The 20534-nt window shown below is 63.8% G+C and carries 12 protein-coding genes and 1 pseudogene; 6 read left to right on the top strand and 7 right to left on the bottom strand.

The window, feature by feature from the left end; all coding sequences use genetic code 11:
• The first annotated feature begins 56 nt into the window (after positions 1 to 56).
• From H7F30_RS02815 to H7F30_RS02800, 4 genes are read left to right on the top strand one after another with little or no spacing between them, the layout of a single operon-like run.
• On the top strand, positions 57 to 2915 hold the full coding sequence (locus tag H7F30_RS02815) for a hypothetical protein (protein ID WP_118913886.1): 2859 nt from the start codon (positions 57 to 59) through the stop codon (positions 2913 to 2915).
• Positions 2912 to 3991, top strand: coding sequence for a hypothetical protein (locus tag H7F30_RS02810; protein ID WP_118913884.1), 1080 nt, complete (start codon positions 2912 to 2914; stop codon positions 3989 to 3991). The genes H7F30_RS02815 and H7F30_RS02810 overlap by 4 nt, the downstream gene beginning before the upstream one ends.
• Position 3992: 1 nt before the next feature.
• The gene (locus H7F30_RS02805) at positions 3993 to 9611 is read left to right on the top strand and encodes a DEAD/DEAH box helicase (RefSeq protein ID WP_118913882.1); all 5619 of its coding nucleotides are present in this window, start codon (positions 3993 to 3995) and stop codon (positions 9609 to 9611) included.
• Positions 9608 to 10825, top strand: coding sequence for a PD-(D/E)XK nuclease family protein (locus H7F30_RS02800; protein ID WP_147362677.1), 1218 nt, complete (start codon positions 9608 to 9610; stop codon positions 10823 to 10825). Before H7F30_RS02805 ends, H7F30_RS02800 begins: the two co-directional genes overlap by 4 nt.
• Here H7F30_RS02800 and H7F30_RS02795 read toward each other — a convergent pair whose 3' ends face one another.
• The 6 genes and pseudogenes from H7F30_RS02795 to H7F30_RS02770 form a co-directional block, all read right to left on the bottom strand.
• Positions 10826 to 12814, bottom strand: a complete 1989-nt coding sequence (locus H7F30_RS02795) for a Druantia anti-phage system protein DruA (protein WP_118913995.1) — start codon at positions 12812 to 12814, stop codon at positions 10826 to 10828.
• A complete protein-coding gene (locus tag H7F30_RS02790) occupies positions 12811 to 14262 on the bottom strand; it encodes an ATP-binding protein (protein WP_118913878.1) in 1452 nt (483 codons plus the stop codon). The genes H7F30_RS02795 and H7F30_RS02790 overlap by 4 nt, the downstream gene beginning before the upstream one ends.
• An 86-nt stretch (positions 14263 to 14348) precedes the next feature.
• A complete protein-coding gene (locus tag H7F30_RS02785; RefSeq protein WP_118913876.1) occupies positions 14349 to 14729 on the bottom strand; it encodes a hypothetical protein in 381 nt (126 codons plus the stop codon).
• 200 nt (positions 14730 to 14929) lie between these two features.
• Positions 14930 to 15945 (bottom strand): annotated as a pseudogene (locus tag H7F30_RS02780) (IS481 family transposase).
• A 161-nt stretch (positions 15946 to 16106) separates the two neighbouring features.
• Complete coding sequence (locus H7F30_RS02775; protein ID WP_187036564.1) at positions 16107 to 17021, bottom strand: hypothetical protein; 915 nt, start codon at positions 17019 to 17021, stop codon at positions 16107 to 16109.
• 1406 nt (positions 17022 to 18427) lie between these two features.
• Positions 18428 to 19369, bottom strand: coding sequence for a GlxA family transcriptional regulator (locus H7F30_RS02770; RefSeq protein ID WP_187036562.1), 942 nt, complete (start codon positions 19367 to 19369; stop codon positions 18428 to 18430).
• Between the two features lie 103 nt (positions 19370 to 19472).
• Here H7F30_RS02770 and H7F30_RS02765 point away from each other — a divergent pair, with 103 nt between their 5' ends.
• Positions 19473 to 19784, top strand: coding sequence for a putative quinol monooxygenase (locus tag H7F30_RS02765; protein ID WP_050670096.1), 312 nt, complete (start codon positions 19473 to 19475; stop codon positions 19782 to 19784).
• A gap of 56 nt (positions 19785 to 19840) precedes the next feature.
• Here H7F30_RS02765 and H7F30_RS14845 read toward each other — a convergent pair whose 3' ends face one another.
• Positions 19841 to 20059 carry a hypothetical protein gene (locus H7F30_RS14845; protein WP_255464930.1) on the bottom strand — a complete coding sequence of 73 codons (219 nt, stop codon included), beginning with the start codon at positions 20057 to 20059 and terminating at the stop codon, positions 19841 to 19843.
• Between H7F30_RS14845 and H7F30_RS02760 the strand changes: the two genes are divergently transcribed.
• Positions 19973 to 20338: a heme-binding protein gene (locus H7F30_RS02760; RefSeq protein ID WP_370563166.1), complete on the top strand. Its 366-nt coding sequence runs from the start codon at positions 19973 to 19975 to the stop codon at positions 20336 to 20338. The genes H7F30_RS14845 and H7F30_RS02760 overlap by 87 nt on opposite strands.
• Positions 20339 to 20534: the final 196 nt, after the last annotated feature.

The raw sequence follows: 20534 nt of genomic DNA, 5'->3' as shown, positions 1-20534 counted from the left end.
CATCCACCAGACTGATGCACGCAGCCTGGGTCGAGTGAGAAAGGGGGTGCTCCGGGATGGTTGAAGTCCGGAAGGGCAGCACCGCCGAAACCTTGGAGTTCTTCCACGGTCTGCTCGATGCGCACTTCCGCGCGATTCATGAGCGACGCCAGCAACTCGGCACGCCGGCGCCGGTCTTCGCGCTCGAACACGGACTGGATGGGGACGACCGCAAGCTCCTCCACGATGCCGTCGTGGCGGCGCATACCGAGCGCATCATTACCCGAGCTTCGAGTCGCTGGTGGTTGCCGCTCGTCGTCCACGCCGCTGAGGTTGGCTACATCTACGATGGCATCGAGTTCTGGCCGATCTATGCGAAGGCGACGCCGGGTTGGATCGACAGCGAGTACGAGCGCGACTGCGTTCGCGCATGGTTCAACAAGTTCTCCAGCGAGTACGGCGGCGCGATCCCCCGTGGCGCCTGGGCGACCACGTTCCGGAAGATCGCCTGGCCGATCACCCACGCCGTTTTGCCTCGCTACCTGCAAGTGCAACTGGCTCGGATGCTGTTCGACTATCGGACGGCGTGGCCGAGCCTGCTGGACGATCCCCAAGCGCTGGGCATCCGGCTCCACTCCTGGTCGCGCTACTACGGCGAACGGCTAGAGAAGTTTTGTCAGAACACCGCCCTGCTTGGCCACGTGGCGGTCGCCCTCCTCCTCTCAGGCGAGGACACGCCCTCGCCTTACATCGAGTCGTCAACGCTTGACCGTCTCGTCGACAGCCTCAATAGCGAGCGCCAGTCACGGCGGTGGCTGCACGATGCGCGGCGCTGCGCCAGCACGGTCCGGACTCGCAACTTCAAGGCGGCGTCAGGCGGCGGTGACGCAGGGACAGGAAAGGTCGAACGACGTCCGCCTGCCCTGACGGACCCGAAGCTGCAACTCAGGGAGTTGGACGGCGTTTGGCACGCCTACGCGGTCATCCCAGACCTGAAGCCGCTGCAACATCGTCTGCATGTCGTCTACGACGAGATGCGTCGCGCACGAGCCTCCGTGGCCGGGTCAAAGGACATCATCCGGAGCGGAGCCCTCCTCTATGCACTCGCACCCATCGAATTGTCCACCTGGCCGTCGCCCCGGGACCCGTTCCTTCAGTTGGCAGGCGCGCCGCAAGAAGTGAACCTCCTGATTGCAGACCAGTGCCGAATGACGCGCGGCCCGTGGTGGGTCTTCCGGCGCAAACAGGGACAGCCGGCGCCGGAGATCAAGGGCAAATTCGTCCGCCCGGGCGGCCGGTACGTCATCCTCGGAGCACCGGACCTGGATCCGCCGGAGGTCGCGTGGTGCGAGCCTGTCGAGCCTGCCGTCAATGGCACGACCATGTACTCACTGGACGTGCCAAAGGCAATCTCTGAGGAAGAGTCAAGGGCGCTCGTCGCGGCCGGACTTTCGATTGTGTCGGATCTATCGATTCAGCCGGCGGGAGTGGCAGCCAGCAGTTGGGACGGCGAGGGCGCGGCCGAGTGGCTCGCCGGTGAGCCGATCCTCGTTATGATCCACGCCGAACACTCGCCGCAGAACTGTCGCCTGACGATCAATGGCGACCCGTACTACGTTGAATGGCCGTCCGGTGAGACCGACCTGTTCCTGTCGCTCGACGGGCTGGCAACCGGCACCCATGAGGTTGTGGTGTCACTGGGCGACCCCGAGCACGACGCGCGCCAGGTCAGCGGGACGCTCACGGTATCGATCGTCGACCCCCAAGCTCCGGCCGAAGGTCTCTCGGCGGGCGAGGGCATCCGCGTCCGAACCTCCCCCGCACAGCCGACATTGCCGGAGTTGTGGGACGGCCATGCCGTTATCGAGGTGGACGGCCCCGAGGCGACGCGAGCCGATCTGCTCATCACGCTGCAAGACGGGGACGCGAAGCCGCTGGGCGACACGCTCAAGCGAACTTTGGAGTTGCCGGTATCGGGAGAAGACTGGCGCCGGGTGTTCTCGAAGCTTCGGGAGAGCAACGAGTTGGCGCGACACTACGACGAAGCCGACGTGGCCGACGTGACGATCAGCCGGGCGGGGGTCGGGTTCGCCCGCATCGCCTGCGAACGCGGCTTCCGCGGCCTTCGGTGGGTACTCAACAAGGACCACCAGAGCGGCTATCGGGCACGCCTCATCGACCGAACCGACGGCGAGTCGGTCTCGGTTGACTTCTACCCGATGGATCGTCCGCTCAGTGCGACAACTCACGCTCCAGAACAGGAGTTCATTGGCCCACCCCGAGGCGGCCTGCTGTGGGCTTCCAGCGGTGACCAGGTTGCGGGACAGATCATCCCGCCTGACCCCAACGAGTTGCTTCGGATCGGGCCGACAACACCGTCCTTACCTGCGCGCCCCAAGTCACTGGACGAGGTTTGCACGCTCATCCACCACCACCGCCGCTGGAGTGCCGCCGAGCTGCCTGCCCACCCCTTTGGTGTGCGAGACCGGGTGCGGGTGCTTCAGACGCTCACCACGGCGATGGCAGTGATGCTGGCTCCCGGGCGGTGGGCGCACTTTGAGCACCAGATCGCGGACCTTGCACCGGAGGACGTCGATCTGAATCGCGCCCAGAAGCTGGTGGGTGATACGACGCCGCAGCGGGCGACGGCGCAAGCGATCGCCTCGCGCCTATGGGAGTGGAACACTCCGGAGGCGCTGATCGTGGGATTCACCGCAGCGATCTCCGACCTGGCGACGTCGAGCGGCATGAAGGACACCCGCAAGGGCGCTCGATTCCTGCTGCAACTCGCTAGTTCCCCTGGCGAGCTTGCCGACTGGGACGAGGACGAGCTGAATCACTACCTGCGCTGTGTTCTCACCGATCCAGTGCTTGTGCGATCTGCTCGCTTTGCGGTGCTGGGAACGATCGATGAAGTAGCGGGAGGCGTGGGATGACCGTCCAACGGATCGAACGGGCTGAGGTCGCCGCCCGCGCGGTGGCCATCCTCGGCCTGGATCACGAGGTGATCGACCTTCTCTCGACTGAGGCACTGTGCGCCTCACTGCGACGAACCGCGTCGTTTCTCTGTCCGGCTTCGCCTCGTCAGATCGTCGATACCGTCATGAATGCACTCGCACCACTGGCCGAGGATCTCGACCGTGACACAGTCGTCGAGGCGCTTGATGCCCTCTTGATGTCCGGCGATCTGCTGGAACTCCGCCAGCCGGGCGAACGAACTCGTCTCCTGTTCCTCGGCCCACCATCCTTCGTTGAGAAGCAGCCCGGCGAATACATGCTGCTCGGGGTCCGGCCACGAAATATTGCGCTCGTCGACCAAGTTGCCGAGGATGTCGAGGTCATCCACGATGGGCACACACGGTCCGTCCTGTTAGACCCGACAACGGGCCAAGAGACGCTTATCGCGGCCGGACTGCACCGAATCTCGAAGGAGCAGTGGACCAAGGCACCGCGAATCGAGCCTGCCGCGCAGGTGCTCGATCACCTGCGCAAGCAATTTGCCGCTGAGCGAGCCCCGGGTGTCGTCACCGGACTGACGATCATCGACCCCTCACGGCCGATGCACTTCTACAAGGGCCGATGGAACGAGCCGGCCGAGGAGCACACGGGCATCTTCACCGGGCGCCGTCCACAGGCCTACGGCGCGCCAATCTGGTGCGCCATCGAGATGGCGGGGGGTGTGCCGCAATCAGTGCTGGACCTTCCGGTGAACTCAAGCATCGCGCCGGGCTGGGACGAGGCTCGGCGCATTCAGGCCGCGCTCGATGCGGAGCGCGGCACTCCGCAGACCTTTCGACGTCGCCGCGACGGGTCGCCAACTGGCGGCACGTTTTTGGACTTCTTCGCGCCGTTGCCTACGTGGGCCGAGCGCTACTTGGCAATCAGTGGATGGTCGGCGCCGAAGGGGCCGAAGTCGCTCTTCACCTACTGCCTGCCTGCCGGCGCGATAGACGATGCCGAGCAGTTTCTCTCCAACTCCCTCTGGATGACCTCAATCAAGGAAGATCAGTGACATGACGACGCGTGCTCTGACGATCGCCGAGACGATCAGTGAGATTCGCCAGGCTCTTCGCGAGTACATCGAGGCGACTTACCACATCGGTCACCCCTCCCTGATCCGGCAGCGCCAGTTGCTGCTTGACCAACCTGGCAACACGTATCAGTCGCCGTTCCTGGAGAGCACGCCACGCTACACACCCGGCAAGCGGTTCGCCGACCTCGACCTCGATCCCGCTGTGCACCAGTTGTTCGCCACGTTGACGTCGAAGGACGGCGGTCAGAAGCCGCTCGTCTTTGACCCGCCGTATACCCACCAGGCGACCGCGCTAGAGGGAATAGCACGTGACGGCAAGAGCCTGGTCGTCATGACCGGTACCGGCTCGGGAAAGACCGAGTCTTTCCTATTGCCGATGCTGGCCAAGCTCGCTCAAGAGGCGGCGAACCGACCCGATTCCTTCGCCGCCCCAGCGGTGCGTGCACTCGTGCTGTACCCGATGAACGCGCTCGTCAACGATCAGCTTGGCCGCCTGCGTCTGCTGCTGGGCGACGACCGAGTGACCTCGCAGTTCACGGCCTGGGCAGACCGACCTGCCCGCTTCGCGCGCTATACCAGCCGCACGCTGTACCCCGGCGTCCGAACCGCCAAGAAGGACGGACTTCGACTCAACTCGATCAAGCGTTACTACATCACCCTGCTGGAGGAGGCGGCCAAGGACGGCTCACCTCGCCAAGAGCGATCGAAGCAACTGATCAAGGAGCTGAGGTCTCGGGGGAAGTGGCCCGCGAAACCAGACCTCGCTGCGTGGTACGGCTCGGGCGAGTGGTTCGACCGCAAGACCAAGAAGCCGCGCCGAGCGGTGATGCGGCCGGAGGATGCCGAGTTGCTGACTCGCGACGAGGTTCTCAACTGGCCGCCCGACGTCCTGATCACCAACTACTCGATGTTGGAGTACATGCTGATGCGGCCGCTCGAACGGCCGATCTTTGATGCCACCCGTCAGTGGCTCCAGGACAACCCGGAGGAGAAGTTCCTCCTCATCATCGACGAGGCGCACCTCTACCGCGGCGCGGCTGGGGCGGAGGTCGCGCTCCTCATGCGGCGACTTCGTGCCCGACTCGGCATCCCTGCCGATCGTGTGCAGGTCATTGCGACGAGCGCCAGCTTCTCAAGCAAGGACTACGCCCGCGAGTTTGCGGCCGCGCTGACCGGCAAGCAAGTGAGCGACTTCGCCGAAGCCGTCACGGGTGACCTCGACCTGAGGAAGCCCGATGCCCCCGGGTCGACTTCCGATGCGGAGGTACTCGCCGCAGTGCCCATGGACTCGTATTACGCGGCCGAAGATGACTCGACTCGACTCGCAGCCCTAGCCGAGTTGCTCGACTACCTCGACGCAGTTCCCGACGATGGCGCCACTGCGAGTGCAACGCTCTATGAGGCGCTCCGTGCGTTTCCACCACTCGCGCGCCTGGTCAACGAGACGATGAAGAAGGCGTTGCCGGTCAGCGATCTGGGTGCGCTGGTCTTTCCCGACGCCGAACAGTCGATTGCAGAGCAGGCAGTCTCGACGTTGATCTCCTTGGGGAGCGCCGCGCGACTGAGCGACGACGAGGCGGGCCTCCTGCCGTGCCGTGTACACGCCTTCTTCCGTGGCCTCCCTGGCCTCTGGGCCTGCCTCGACGAGAACTGCACCGTTGATCGCGGCGGGATCCCGAAGGGCCCGACTGGTGCCATGTACGGACAACCGCAACAGACCTGCGACTGCGGGGCTCGGGTATTCGAGCTCTACACCTGCCGCCAATGCGGCGCCGCGTATGCGCGTGCCTACACCGACGATCTGGAGAATCCGACCTTCCTCTGGCAGGAACCGGGCCGCGCCTTCAACGCCGCATCTGGGCCGGTCGCCGAACTGCTGCCGATCGATCTGCTGCTTGAGCCTCCGTCCGATGACATTGACTACGCGCAGTTGCAGGAACTTGACCTCATCACCGGCCGACTCAATCCCCACGGCCTCGGAGAGCGCTGGCGACAGGTCTGGCTGCGGTATCCGAGACACGGTGAACAGACAATCGGTGACGATGACGACTCAGAGAAGTCGAAAATCACGGGCGAGTTCATTCCGTGTGGGGTTTGCGGCGACAAAGCCAACTTCGGTCGAACCAGCGTTCAGGATCACCAGACGAAGGGCGATCAGCCGTTTCAGGCGCTCGTCAGTCGACAGATCGAGGTGCAGCCGCCCGGCCCGCAGGCAGCCGATGGCTTCGCGCCCCTCCGTGGACGCAAGGTGCTGGCGTTCTCTGACTCGCGTCAGGTCGCGGCCCGCCTTGCCCCGAACCTGCAGAACTACTCGCTCCAGGACGCGATCCGGCCGATCGTGCTGAAGGGGTGGGCTGAACTCTCGAAGCAGCAGATGGTCGCGCCGGCGCTGAGTCTGGAGAACCTCTATCTAGCCGCCATGGTCGGCGCCAAACTGCTCGGCGTTCGACTCCGCCCCGAACTGACCGGCACCGAGGACTTCACGGCGTTTGCGCAGGTGTCGAAGTCCATCGACAAGGGCGCGCTCACCGATCCGGCCCAGTTCATCCAGTTGTACTCCGTGCCGAATGATCCGCCGCAATCGCTCCTTCGAAGCCTCGTACCAACCCTTACCAGCCGCTACTACAACTTCTCGGCGCTTGGTCTGGCCTCGCTCCGCGAACGCGGCAACCTTCGCGACGAGTTCCTCGACGAACTGATCGACATTCCTGGTGTGGCCGTCACTCCCGAGGAGAAGCTGGCGCTCGTTCGTCTGTGGCTCTCGCTTTGGATCCGCCAGGGAATCTGGTTCTCCGCGATGAGTGCGGAGTGGAAGGGAACCAAGGTTCAGAGTGCGACAGGCAAATTCACGAAGCTGACTAGGTGGCTCGGGACCAAGGAAGCCCGCAAGACCTTCGAGACCGAGTGGCTGCCGGTCCTACAGGCCAAGTTCTGCAAGAAGGTGGGCGACAAGTACCAACTCCAGGCGCAAAACGTTGCGCTCGAACTGGATGGGGAATGGGGCTATTGCGACAAGTGCCGCTTTACGCAACGCCCGTTCCCAGGCAGGTCAACGTGCATCTCCTGCGGCGCCGACAAGGTTCGGAACCTCAAGCCCGCCGAGGACGCGGTCTTCACCGCACGGAAGGGCTACTACCGCGCGAGTTCGATGCGGGCACTAGCGACACCGGCAGGCGAGGTAATGAGCATCGTGGCAGCGGAGCACACCGCTCAGCTCAACTCGTCGCAGACGGACGACATCTTTTCAAAAGCGGAGATGTACGAGTTGCTGTTCCAGGACGTGAACATCGCTGTGCCTGCACGGGACGAACAGCAAGATGTGGCGATTGACCTGCTGTCGTGCACCACCACGATGGAGGTCGGAATCGACATCGGCAGCCTGAGCGGCGTCGCGCTACGCAACATGCCGCCCTCCCGCGCCAACTACCAGCAGCGGGCGGGACGTGCCGGACGCCGCGGCAATGCCGTCGCCACGGTTGTGGCGTTTGGTAGCGCGGACACGCACGACGATCACTACTTCCGCGAGCCACAGGACATGATCAGCGGCGACGTCACTGACCCGATCCTGACCATGGGCAACATCGACATCGCCAAGCGTCACGTCACGGCGTTCCTGCTCCAGCGGTATCACCAGGACCGAGTCCAGACCTTCGATCCCGAGACCATGCCAGCCAACCTGTTCGAGGTGCTCGGATCGGTCACTGACTTCCTATCCGACACCGCGACTCTGAACCGAACCGACTTCGAGATGTGGCTCGCGTCCAATGAGTCGAAGCTCCGGGCTGAGGTCGACGATTGGCTGCCCGAGGAAATCGGTGGCAACCAGCGTAATGGCCTTCTTGACGGTCTGATCAAGACAACACTCAGCGATATTGACGAAGCGCTGGACCTCACAACCGGCACGGGGGCTGCCGGAACCGCTGATGACGAGGAGGGCGAGACGCAACCGGAGTCGAGCCCGGGTGACATCGCCGACGAGGACGACGAGCGGGCCGTCACAGACGGAGATACCACCGTGGAGTCGGACAACCCGGCTGAGGATGGCGGCGAGGACCTCGACTCGCAGCGAGCACGCACCAAACTGCTCGACCGGCTGCTCTACAAGGGCGTGCTGCCGCGCTATGCCTTCCCAACGGATGTCGTCAGTTTCCATATCTTCGATGACGACCGATCAACGCCGTTCCGTCCGGTCTTCCAGTACGCACCCAGTCAAGGGCTGAGCGTTGCGTTGAGCCAGTACGCGCCGGGCAAGGTCGTCTGGGTCGACAAGCGCGAGTGGACATCGACTGCGCTCTACTCCCCGATGCGTGGCGAACTCGCCGATGCCTGGCGTGACCGCCTCATGTACTTCGAATGCCAGGACTGCCACCACGCCACCCATATTCCGTGGGAGCAGGCCGACCGCGGACACACCGTCTGCTGTCCGGCCTGTAAGGGCGAGCGATTCGGCCCCGGCATGAACTGGCTACGCCCGCCGGGCTTTGCGCATGCCGTGACGGAGCCGCCGGGCACCAGCCCCGACGATGCCCCAGCCATCTCCTACGCGACCCGGGCCAAGCTCATCGCACACGGTCCTGGCGACGAGAATCTGTGGCATTCCATCACGGACCGCGTACAGCAGAACTTTGACCGTCAGACACTTCTCGTCTCCAACACGGGTCCACGCAACGAGGGCTACACGTTCTGCACCTGGTGCGGTCTCATCGAGCCGACAGCAATGCCGACGCCGCTGCTCGCCGGAACCCATGCCAAGCCGTTCCCGACTGATCCAAAGGACGCCATGTGCCCTGGCGGGCGGGCCACACGTGGCTTGGTGCTCGGCACTGACTTCATCTCGGACGTCCTCCTCATTCGACTCGCCGTTGCCGACCCAGTGACGCTACGGCCCTCGTATCTGTCCTCGCAGGTCGCTCTCCGCACTGTGGCGGAAGCACTGACCATTGCCGCCACCGAGATGCTTGAGATTGAGGCGAGCGAACTCCAGGCAGAGTTCCGGCCCGCGCTGACTCCCCTTGGGGGACATGGGCGCGAAGCAGAGATCTATCTCTACGACACGCTGGCTGGTGGCGCTGGCTTCACCGAGCAGATCAGCAGGCTCGGCGTGGACATCTTCAAGGCCGCGCTGGAGCGCCTTGAGAAGTGTCCGGCCGACTGCGAAGAGTCCTGCTACCGCTGTCTGCGGAGCTTTCGCAACCGCTTCGAGCACACGCAGCTTGATCGACACGTCGGAGCGAGTTTGCTGCGCTACCTGCTCGACGGGACGCTGCCGATGCTGTCGCAACAACGCCTCGGTCGATCGGCCGATCGTCTATTCGAGGACCTCGTCCGTTCGGGCATCGAGGACGTGACCTTCGAACGCAACGCGACGGTCCCTGTCGAGGGCATCGGAGAAGTCCTCGTGCCGATCCTGGCCAACAAGGCGAACGGCGATCGAGCGCTCATCGGTATCCACAACCCACTGACGCCCGACGTTGCTCCGTCTCTCGAACTCCACCGTGTGAATCAGGAGACCTTCGAGCGAGTCAGGCTCATCGACGATCTGGTGATTGCTCGCAGCCTTCCGAGTGCGTCGCGTGAGGTGCTGGAGTTCGTCCGGTGAACGCTCTGGCCGCTCGGTTCGACACGGAAGTCCCCGGAATCTGGGGCTATTGGCCGGTGACGCCTGCGTTGTGGAGTTATTCATCGCTAAAGGAGATGGAGGCGTGTCCTCGTCGTTGGATGCTGTCGCGCGCCACATACCCAGATGTCTGGGATCGTCGCGGATACCCACAGCAGCCCGCTGCGGCCGGTGTCTTCGGCAACGTCGTGCATGGCGTCGTCGAACGTCTCGCTGAGGCGCTCGCTGACGCGGGCATCAAATTTGCCAGCCCGAGCGCCGTGATCGGCGTCCTGGGTGAGCAGGGTGGCTGGCGCGGCATCGTTCTCAAAGAGATCGATCATCAGTTGGCTCAGTTCGATGACAACCCCCGCGTCAGTCGTGAGCGGATCGATCGCCTGCGGGAAGAGTTGATTCGCCGCGCACCGCAGGCCGCGGATCAGGTGAAGACATTCCTCGGCCGGCGAGCGCTACCTACCGGGAGGACGTCAGCCGGTGGTGAGTCGTCGGAACAATCCCACAAGCGGCTCCCGGTGACGTCAGGAACCCATTCGGAGCGAGAAGTGTGCGCCGAAGAACTGCGTCTGACGGGACGAATCGATCTGCTCGTCGTCGATGACAAAGACGTCGCCGTGGTCGACTTCAAGACAGGGGACGAGGACCATGGCCATGCCGATCAGGTACGCCTCTACGCATTGCTGTGGCAGTTGGACGAGCAGACCAATCCCTACTCTCGCCCAGCGACGAAGCTCGAACTTGCATACCCATCTCACACACTCTCAGTCGAGCCACCGGACTCGGCCGCGCTCAATGCCCTCCAGGCCGGAATGGTGGAACGCATTGCGGCTGCCGACGAAGTCACCGCGGCCACCGCTCCGTCGGCGACGCCTAGCGTCGAGGGTTGTCAGTTCTGCCAGGTCAAACACCTGTGCGACAGCTACTGGCTGAGCATCCCGCCCAACGTGTCCGAGGCGACCACCGAGGAATGGTTTGACTTCGAAGGGCGAGTCCTTCGTCCCCAAGGAAGTCGTAGCTGGTTCCTCGAGACCGACGACGCGACACAGGTCCTTGTCCGGACTGTGGAGAGCCACGTGCCGTTCCCTCAGGGCGACAAGGTGCGCCTCCTCGGGGTCAGGCGAACGATCGACCCCGACAAGGACACGCGTCTCGTCATCGCGATGGTCAGCACGTCGGAGTGGTACGCGGTGTCGTCGTAACTACGCCCGCGAGCCACCCGCTGCCTGTGTCGAGAAGCCAGACGGGCCATCGTCGTCGCTCGGCAGTGGTACACGCGCACCGTGGCGGATCGGCCGAACAAGCCGGTGCCCACGCATCGCCTCGCGCACATGCTCCTGGCCGGCCCGTTTCAGCGCCCATCGCTCCAGCCACCAACGTGCGACCCCTTGACCTTGATCCTGAGACTCCGGATCGAGCAGGTAGTCAGGCTCGCTGTCGATGCCGAGCGAGTAGTCCCGGACGTTCGCAACGAGTGGTACGCCGTAGAGGATTCGTTCGCGGCCATGCCTGAGAAGCTCATTCGTCGGCCAGCCCAGCGCTGCAAGACCCAGCCGCACCTTTCGCAGCCGAGGACTTACGCCTTCGCCGAACAAGCTGTTGACCCGCACCATGCCGCCGGTTTGTTGCGACAGTCGCACCAGTGCATCGACAGTCACGTCCGAGAAGTGCGACGTTCCGAATGAGCGAGATCGGCCGAGTTCGTGGAAGCCCATCCGCTGACCGTCGTCACCCCCCATCGCAGTGGCGGGCCAGAACAGCCGGTTGTACTGGCTGGAGCCTGTTCCGTACAGCGACGTCGTCCCAATGAAGGACAAACGGGCCTCACGCGTGATCGGGCGGCCCGCCATCGCCGAGGCGATCTCGCTGGGGCGCGCGTACTTCGTCCGGTAGGCAGACAGCACCGTAGGAGAGGTGGCCATGGCGCCGACGAGCTTGCCTGCCGCCAGCGCGTTATACGGTGCGACGGCACCGCAGACCGTTAGGTCTGCGATAACCGTGCCTACGCGCTCGCCACGGGCCCGCCTAACCAGTCGCCCGATCTGCGTCCTGGCCTTGGGGTCATCCAGCGCCCTCTTGAGTCCATCCACGGTGGCCGTCGTGCCGAGGTAACTGCCAACTAGTGACTGGATCTCGAGCGTCTCGGCGAGAAGCGCCGATCGCTTCGACCGGAACAGATGGGTCTCAGCTCGCTCCACCCATGCATCGGTCTCGATGTTGCGGACCTCACGGATCACGCCCGCACGGTGGTGCTTCGCGCGGTGCCGCTCTGCATCCGCCTTCAGGCGAGCGACGACGTCAGACGCGGGCTCCTTCAGGTCGCGTGGTTGCAGGACGCCGTCGCGCAGGAGGTCGTCAACGTAGATCTCGTCGCGCTGTGCCTCGATACGGCGAGCCAGCCACCGGGCGACTGCGGCCGTCGGCTCCACCGCGATCGCACTAACGAACTGCTTGGTGTCCCACCCCATCCAGTTGTCGCGCTCGGCGATCTGGACCACCGGGCTAGAGATGGCGGCAAGCCCGATCACGGCGTGGTGCTCGGTAGCGGCATCCCGGATCAGGATTGGCATGGAGCGGCCGGGCACCGTCGAGTAGGCGTTCGACCACGTGTGGCGGAAGTACCGCCAGATGTCGTGCAGCTTGAAACCGGTCAGCTCGCAGATGCTGGCACTGTCTACGACTTGTACATACGGCTGGATGGCGTCGGTTGCCTCAGTGTGCTCAGCGAGCGCCTCGGCTAGCTCCCGGCCGTCGCGCATCAGGTTGAAGACCGACACCAGCTTGCCGTCGTGCTGATGGCTGCGCTCCATGCTGCTCACGAAGCGCCGCACGCTCGGTTGCCGCAGCTGGGCGTCGCGACGCAGGTGTTCTTGACGGCGGATGCGAGCCTTCTCCGTATCCCGATCCGCATGCGTATCGGGCGGGCTGAGCAGCGGACCGTACTTATCGACCTGAACCGTCCAACCCTGGTCGACGAGGTCGATGACCGTGTGGGCAGCAGCGGCCAGCGTCGGCTTGTTATAGAGGTCCTTCAGTCCCGCAGCCGTGAACCAGAACGCGTGGTCGAACGGCGTATCGGGAGCAAACTGCGCACGAGCCAGCAGGGTGCACAGGCTGGTGAAGCCGCGGCGTTCCGCTGGGGTGGCACCGGCGGGCAGGGTCAGGGGAACGCCTTTCGCGTCGTCAGTCATGACTTCTGCAGCATCCGTCCGTACGTACTGCTCCATGCGTGGACGAGTTCGTCGAGCGGCTGTCCGGCCCGCTCCAATTGGACCGCAATGCGGGCGAACGACAGCAGGAATAGCTCGAGCGAGGTGCGGAGTTCGGCTGCCGCCTCACCCTCAATGGCCTGGAGCGGCTGGTACAGCGCGGCGAAGGCCGGGTGGTCTGCGTTCATGGTCAGGTCGAGAGTGCGATCGGACAAGGCCGAATGGAACATCGCCTCCATGGGCAGCGCCTCCGACCACAACCGATACTGGATCGCACCGCTCCGCCCTGGCGACGGGATCACTGGCAGATCCGGGTCGGCTGCCGCCGCGATCCGACAGGAGGCCTCGGCGGCTGCCTGGAACTTGACGTCCTCGAAGGCCTGACGGACGCGGGCATTGAGCATCCGGGCGATGGATTCCAATTCCGACTCAATCGCCTCGCGAAGCATCGCGGAGGGCCGGATCCCTTGCTTGTTGATCGTGATGCCGAAGTGCTCATCAAGGCTCGGGTCGAACTCGATCTCGCACCGCCACCAGTCGTCGTAATTCTCCTTGCGCTTGCCGCCCATCAGGTACCAACCATTAGCGATCTCTCTTCCGGCGCGAAGAATCGAGACGCCTCCATTGCCGACGATGCCAACCCGACGCTTGGTGACGTTGTCGAGTTGGTGCCAGCGCTCGACCGGGAGCATGGCGAAACGAACCGTCACGATGGCGGTTCCTCCGCCGGCCGTCTCCAACTCGTAGTGGAGTTCCTCAAATGCCAGGCGCGCCGATGCTCCCTCGACCGCGGTGGTCAGCATGGTGGGGTCGACCGCTTCGACCGGCGTTCCGTTGATCGTCAGGCGTAAACCGGAGGCGATGAAACGGCGGTACATCCGCCCTAACTCCCGATGCAGTGAACGCTGCAGCCAGACCAGACGCCGGTATTCGATCCGGTCGCATTGAATCCAGCGCACGCGGCAGCCTGATGAGGAAGTTCCGCGTGATCCGCGGCTCGCGACGGGCGTCGGATCGCTCCCCGCCACGATGGCATCCACGTCCAGAGCGACTGTGCGCTCATAGCCGCCACCCCGCCACGCGGTCACTTCGACGCGTCGTGCCTGGCTGAGGCTCGCCGCCGGGAGCCCCATGCCGAAGCGTCCGAACGACTGACGGGCGTCAAAGCGGGAAGAGCCGCCAAACCGCAGGCAGAGTTCCAACTCGGCCTTCGACATTCCACAGCCGTTGTCCTCGACCACGATCTCGGGGAGGGCATCCGCCCCGTCGCGGGTGATAGAAATCGCCACTTCGGAGGCCGACGCCTGGAGGGAGTTGTCGACCAGTTCGGCGAGGGCAGTCGAGATGCTGAGGTATCCGGACTCGCGTACAGCGCGGATGAAATTTGAGGAAACCAGAAGATCGTCGACTCGGGGAGCGTGTCGGCTCATGGTCCTCCTCAGTGCATGGTGCGTCGGCTCAGAGTAGCTCCTCGGATGGGCGAATGTCACACTGCCAGCACGCCTGAATGGTCGCGTCACGTCCGGGCCGAGACGGTCACCGTGATCCGCTTAGTCTTGGCCGGTTCCGTGAGGTCGAGACCTTGTCCGTCACCGAGCAAGAGGCGGACCGTCGGGCGGACGGAGCCAGCAGCCACGCTGTAGGGCTCCGCTCTAGGGAGCCATACAATCTTCCCTGTGCGCTGTAGGTCAAAAGCCACACGATGACGCGTGGTTGTCAGTGTGAGGAGGCGATCCGAGACTGCGTACCCCTCGATCGCATCGTCAGTCAGCGCATCAAGTGGGGGCGAGAATGACTTCAGCGAATTGACCCCCAGCACCTGTAGGTTGACGATCCTCTGCCCCTCCAGGCGAGCCAAAATCGTCTTGATCTCCTCGGGGGTCTGAATGACGGCCATGAGGCACAGTCTGCCGCACCCTAGCGGCGAGCGCGCCGCCGCCCGATGGGCTGACGCGGCATGGGCTAAGGGAGGCTGAGGTACGGCTAGGGCCGGCCGGATTAGACCGACCATGTTGGCCGCAAGTGATGAGCGTGATGCACAAGTGTGCTCGCGACAGTGTCCTGCCGGTTGGCGCAACGGCTTATGACATGACATCGCTAGCTGTGATGTCCAGCCAGGTTATCCAACCGGGTGATGGGCGCGACTCTGCCGATGGCTGAGTGGGGCCGGTGGTGGTTGTACTGGTGGATCCATGGTGCCAGCGCCGCGAGGCGCTCGTCTTCGCTGTCATAGAACTTCGCGAACGCCCACCCGTCGGCCAGGGTGCGGTGGAAGCGTTCTATCTTGCCGTTCGTCTGTGGACGGTAGGGGCGGGTGCGCTTGTACACGACGCCAAGCTCGGCGCAGGTGTCACGCCAGTGGTGGCTCTCATACGCCGAGCCGTTGCGTTGTCGCTGAGGACGCGTTGGACGCTGACGCCGCGCGCAGCGAACCACGCGATCGCGTTTCTGAGTACGGCCGCTGCGGTCTCTTTCTTCTCATCTGAGTGGGCTTCGACGTAGGCAACACGGGAGTAGTCGTCGATGACGGTGTGCAGGTAGCAGATGCCCAGGCGGGGTGCGTGGGTGCTGTTACGGGTGGCGTGGCCGGCTTTCACGGTGGCGATACGGTTCAACTCGCCTTGGGCGCGTCCGACGTAGCGGTGGCCGCCGCCGTCGGGTACGCGTCCGAGTTTCTTCACATCGACGTGGATGAGGTCGCCAGGGTGTTCGTGTTCGTAGCGGCGTACGCGTTCACCAGTGGCGCGGTCGATGTGGGTGAGCCTATTGAGGTGGCAGCGTGTCAGGACCGCGTGCACCGTGGAAGCGGGCAGATCGAGTTTCGCGCCGATTTCGATGGGGCCGAGGCGTTGACGTTGCCGGGTCCGCACGACCTTGCGGACCACGTGTGGTGGGGTCTTGTTCGGTTGGTGGTGGGGGCGGCTGGAACGATCCAGGAGACCGTCGGCGCCTTCAGCTTCGTAGCGGCGTGCCCATTTCGCGGCGGTCTTCCAGGACACGTCGTAGCGTTCCGCAGCGCGTGCGATAGGCCAGTTGTCGTCGATGATGAGGCGGGCCAGGCGTAGGCGGGCGCGGACTGTGAGAGCGGCGCCTGAGTGGGTAGCGTGGGCCATGAAGACCTCCCGGTGTGTGGGTGTGGGACCTAGACAGCTCCACTGCACACCGGGAGGTCTTCGCTTGTCACCCGTTCAGATCATCGAGTCGCACTGACTCGACCAACGTGCCTGGTCATCACAGCTAGCTGCACCGGGCCTGTACAGATACGACGACCTAACTAGGCGTCCCGCCAAGGGACATTCCTGCTGGCCGCGGGATCTCTATCAAAAATGGAAAAGTCCAATCCCGGAATCCAGCTGTCGAGCAGAATCCCGTGCGCTTCGTACAAAAAGAAGGCGGCCGACGCCCAAAAGCTTCCGTATGTATGCGCTGCGGATAGCGGGAATCGATAGTATAGTACGCCTTCGTATTCGTCAGGGTGTAGTTCCACAAGACCGCGGCCCCTGAGTTCATCCAAGGCGGACTCAAAAGCATCCTTCCTCCCGCCAATTACTCTATTTTCGACCCGCGAAGCGGGAAGCTCTGGCGTCCTATCGCCGAAATTGAAGGTGTCGCCTTCTTTGATCGAAAGTTGCCATACTGCAAAGAGTTTGGCGAGGGTTTCCAGTGCTGGCCGCGAGAGGCTTGTGAGTTCATTCTGAATTTCTTTTAGCTTAGAAACAACTTCTTTGCTTGTGTCTCCTGTGGATGCCGCGAAAGGTTCGGCGTGTTCGGCGTGGACGGATGGGTTTGGGCTCACGTCTAGCGCCTGCGGGGCCATCTGAGCACCAGCCTTCTCGCCCTCGATAGCCTGATTCACGGCTTCATTAACGCGACTCTCATGTCGCTCCTTCATTTTTCTGAGATGTTCCACGGGGTAAGACTTCTCTCCTGAATGGGGGTCGTCTATGGTGCGTCCGTGATAGGCGCAGCAAAGGATGAGGTTGTCGTACCCGCGCCGAGCTTCCGCCGATAGGTCACTGTCACCTCGTGGGCCGTCCTTCTCGGCTCCGACAATGTGGGCAACGGTTCCACCCCACCCTCCTGCTGGGTCAAGGAGGGGCGTTGGGCACCCTTCGACTGCACAGCGCCCTCCAGAGTTAAGGAACAGCTTCCGCATTGTGGCGGCTTTGATCGGGAGTCTCTTCGACATTTGCGAGTTCCTAGCATCGATGTGATCCGTGTACGTGCACACTAGCGAATCTCTGAGCGGGTGGAGCGTGCCCCCGTGTGACCCGACCCCTTTCGGTTATGGGCCCGGCGCCGCGCCATGTAGTGGGCGTGCATTACCAAAAGTCTGGAACATGCTTTCGTGACCCTATGCTCAGAAAGCTCAAGTATGGAGGGCTGGTCGAATCTCGGTCGGGTCGACCCTGGGTTGGCCAGACACCTGGGCGCCTCAGGTACGCCGACAAGATGACCTCAGGAACGGGTGCGGTGGCGTGTGTGAATTTGTAGACCCGGTCTCCGTTCGGCAGTTGGCGGCCGCACGTCGCGCGCCGAGGTTCTCCCCGGCACCCTGAGAGCGCATGTTTTCGGTGCGAACATAAGCAGGCCAGGTCCAAGAGTGTGAATGCGTGGTCAAGCATGAGGCTCTCCACCCCGCGGTTGGTTCGTTCGTTCCAATAGGCTCGGGCGAGGAAGGTGTGGCCGATTTCGATTGCGGAGAGGTCCTTGAGGACTTGGATCCATAAGCTGCCTATGACCTTGGATCGGCAACCCGCCCGCATCGGTGCGGCCACACGCCTCCGCCGGCTCACACCGAACGACCGCGAGGTCTTGTTCGGAATAGGGACCATCGTGCCGCAGACGCACTGGCCGTCCGCCTCAAACCGATGCCACTTACCGGGTCGCTTGAGTTCGTCTGTGTCCCAAACGGGTTCGGCTGAGTGTGCAAAACCAGACTCCGGCGGTGTGCAAGGCTGTTGAGGTGCTTCCCGGACCTCGCTGTGGCGCAACCCGATCCGCAATTCGTGAACTACCCACGCGGGGTAGTTCACGAATTAGGTGGACTTAAGTTCACGAATCCCGGTCTGAGAGATATCTCAGGCCGGGATTCGTGTATTTCTGCTTCCGTCGGTGCCTGAGGACAGCTCGAACAGCCCTTCTGATAGCGGGAGCTGCCTCTCGCGGCCTTCCTATTGGCTGGCGGGCATGGGAATGGGGCTCTTCCCAGATGAGGGTGTAGGTCGGCCGGGCGCGTCGGTCCGCAGGTAGACGTCGAGATCTCACGACGATGGAGGTTCCTACGCCATCCATCCAAAGACCTCGACGTGACCGACGCTACCCCGCCGGCCGGCTGCGGCCGCCTTGACCTGAGCGCCTTCGCGTCTCATCCCAATCGACCCTGATCGAGTCTGCTGACCCCCTCGACGAGAACGCAGCGACACATCACAGCCACCCGACCCCGACCGTCCAGGAAGCCGGGGCACGTCACATGGCCTGTGCTGCGGGCGTGTCGAGTGGGTCGTCCAGGGGCGACGCAGTAGCGTCGACGCGACGTGCTGAGAGGTGGTTCCAGTCGAGCACTAGGACACCGGCTACAGGCATGCCGATAGGTCAGGAACGGCGTCGCTCCCTGCGCAGGAGGGAGCGCAGAGTCTCGGCGTTCGCATAGCCGACCCGTAGCGCGATCTCGGCGGAGGTGAGATCCGTGGTTGCTGAGAGGTGCCGAGCTCGTTCGGTGCGAAGCCGTTGGACGAACCCGAGCGGAGTGAGGTTGAGCGCCGCACGGACTCGTCGTTCGAGGGTGCGCCGGCTGGTGCCGAGCGACTGCGCGACGAAGGCGACGTTGAACGGTTCGTCCAGGCGGGCGCGCACGAAGCGTTCGAACTCGACGACGATCGGGTCCTCGTGCCGGAGATGTTCGTAGGCGACGAAGGCCGCCTGCGACGGACGCTCGTCGATGATGAGGAGCTTGGCGACATGTTGGGCCAGGTCGGGACTGATCGATCGCACGAGTGAGAGCGCGAGGTCGATGTGGGCGAACGCGGCGCCGGCGGTGACGAGGTTCCCGTCGACCACGACCATGGTGTCGAGATCGAGGGCGACGGTCGGATAGCGCTTCAGGAACTCCGGTCCCAGGAACCAGCTGGTCGTCGCCCGCCGATGATGCATCCGTCCGGTCTCGGCGACAGCGAACACGCCGGTGCACGCCGCGGCGATCCGGGTGGTCGCCTCGTCGAGGCGCCCGAGCGAGGCGATGACCGAACGAGCATCTCGGCTCTGGAGGGCGTCGTGGGTAGCGGCGGCCGTGAGGGTTCCAAGCGCAGGGACGACGACCACGTCGAACTCTGCGGACTCCGAAAGCGGGTGGTCCACCGACAGGGTCATCGATGTTGTCGTGGTCACTCGCCGTTTCGGTCCGAGGATGGCGAGTTCGATCGGGTCGATCCGCGGGTCGACATCGCTGCGGGCTCCGTCGGCCACCCGCACGATGTCGATGATCGACGCGACAGCCGAACCGAAGCAGCCGTCGATCGCGATCAGTCCGATACGCATGGCGTGAACAATAGCAATACTGTCGTATACGCCACTTCTCACATGCCCTTGCTCGTCATACGCTGAATTCACCAAGAAGCCCCGACACCTAGGAGAACCCCTCATGTCCACACCCGCATCACTTCCGTATGCCTTCGTCGCCAAGATCGTCGCGGCCGATGGACAGCACGACGCGCTCGCCGATCTGCTCGCCGGCGCTGTCGCCCTCGCCAACGAAGAAGTAGGAACGATTGTCTGGTTCGCGGTCAGGACCCACGCCGACACTTTCTGGATCTTCGATGCATTCCCCGACGAGGCCGCTCGCGACGCCCACGCCAACGGCGCCATCGTCGCAGCCCTGACGGACAATCAGCACCTCCTCGGCGCAGCACCCGAGATCATGGCGGCCGACGTCCTCGCGTCCAAGCTCCCGTAGTCCGCCCACGCACGTTCGCGACGCGAAGCACAACACGAGCGCTGTCGGTCACAAACTCAACAGGCAAACTCAACAGGCAAACCAACGGGCGGCTCTGGAGCGGCTCGAGCCACAAAGCGCACGCCGCATTCGAAGGAGCAATTGATGCTATCTATTCCTACATTGTCGTTGGACGACGCCAACGTGTCATCGCGGCAGCAGAGGCTGAATCCAGCACGCAGGGTCAGCCCAGTAACATCGCCGTCGTCGATGCCGGCGGCAATCTCGTCGCTCACGTACGGATGGACGGAGCGTGGCTGGGCAGCATCGACATCTCGATCAACAAAGCCTTCACGGCCCGCGCGTTCGACACAGCCACCAAAGACCTCGGCGACCTCGCCCAACCCGGTGAGCAGTTCTACGGCATCCACGCCTCTAACGACGGTCGGGTGATGATCTTCGCCGGTGGCATCCCGCTCGAGCGCGACGGCCAGGTCGTCGGCGCCGTCGGCGTCAGCGGAGGAACCGGTGACCAAGATCAGGCCGTCGCCGAAGCCGCCGCCAGCGCCTTCTGAGACCGACCCGCACCGAACCCGGCCCCCGGCCGGCAGCCCACCCACCGAAGGAGCCGCACCATGCGTGCTCTCGTGTACCACGGTTGTGAAGCGCCCCAGGTTTGATGGCTCTTCACGAATGAGGGTGTAGCGCGGAGACGCGTGCAAGCAGCCGGTCACGGCGCTGACCGGCCAGCGCGAAGGGCCGTCCTGCGAC

Source organism: Dermacoccus sp. PAMC28757 (assembly GCF_014302635.1).
GTDB classification, from domain to species: domain Bacteria; phylum Actinomycetota; class Actinomycetes; order Actinomycetales; family Dermatophilaceae; genus Dermacoccus; species Dermacoccus abyssi.
Note: the sequence above shows the minus strand (reverse complement) of the source record. Positions and strands in the feature narration are given on the sequence as shown.

Coding starts and splice junctions, on each gene's coding strand:
- H7F30_RS02815 (WP_118913886.1), top strand. CDS start 57: ATGGTTGAAGTCCGGAAGGGCAGCACCGCCGAAACCTTGGAGTTCTTC.
- H7F30_RS02810 (WP_118913884.1), top strand. CDS start 2,912: ATGACCGTCCAACGGATCGAACGGGCTGAGGTCGCCGCCCGCGCGGTG.
- H7F30_RS02805 (WP_118913882.1), top strand. CDS start 3,993: ATGACGACGCGTGCTCTGACGATCGCCGAGACGATCAGTGAGATTCGC.
- H7F30_RS02795 (WP_118913995.1), bottom strand. CDS start 12,814: ATGACTGACGACGCGAAAGGCGTTCCCCTGACCCTGCCCGCCGGTGCC.
- H7F30_RS02790 (WP_118913878.1), bottom strand. CDS start 14,262: ATGAGCCGACACGCTCCCCGAGTCGACGATCTTCTGGTTTCCTCAAAT.
- H7F30_RS02785 (WP_118913876.1), bottom strand. CDS start 14,729: ATGGCCGTCATTCAGACCCCCGAGGAGATCAAGACGATTTTGGCTCGC.
- H7F30_RS02775 (WP_187036564.1), bottom strand. CDS start 17,021: ATGTCGAAGAGACTCCCGATCAAAGCCGCCACAATGCGGAAGCTGTTC.
- H7F30_RS02770 (WP_187036562.1), bottom strand. CDS start 19,369: ATGCGTATCGGACTGATCGCGATCGACGGCTGCTTCGGTTCGGCTGTC.
- H7F30_RS02765 (WP_050670096.1), top strand. CDS start 19,473: ATGTCCACACCCGCATCACTTCCGTATGCCTTCGTCGCCAAGATCGTC.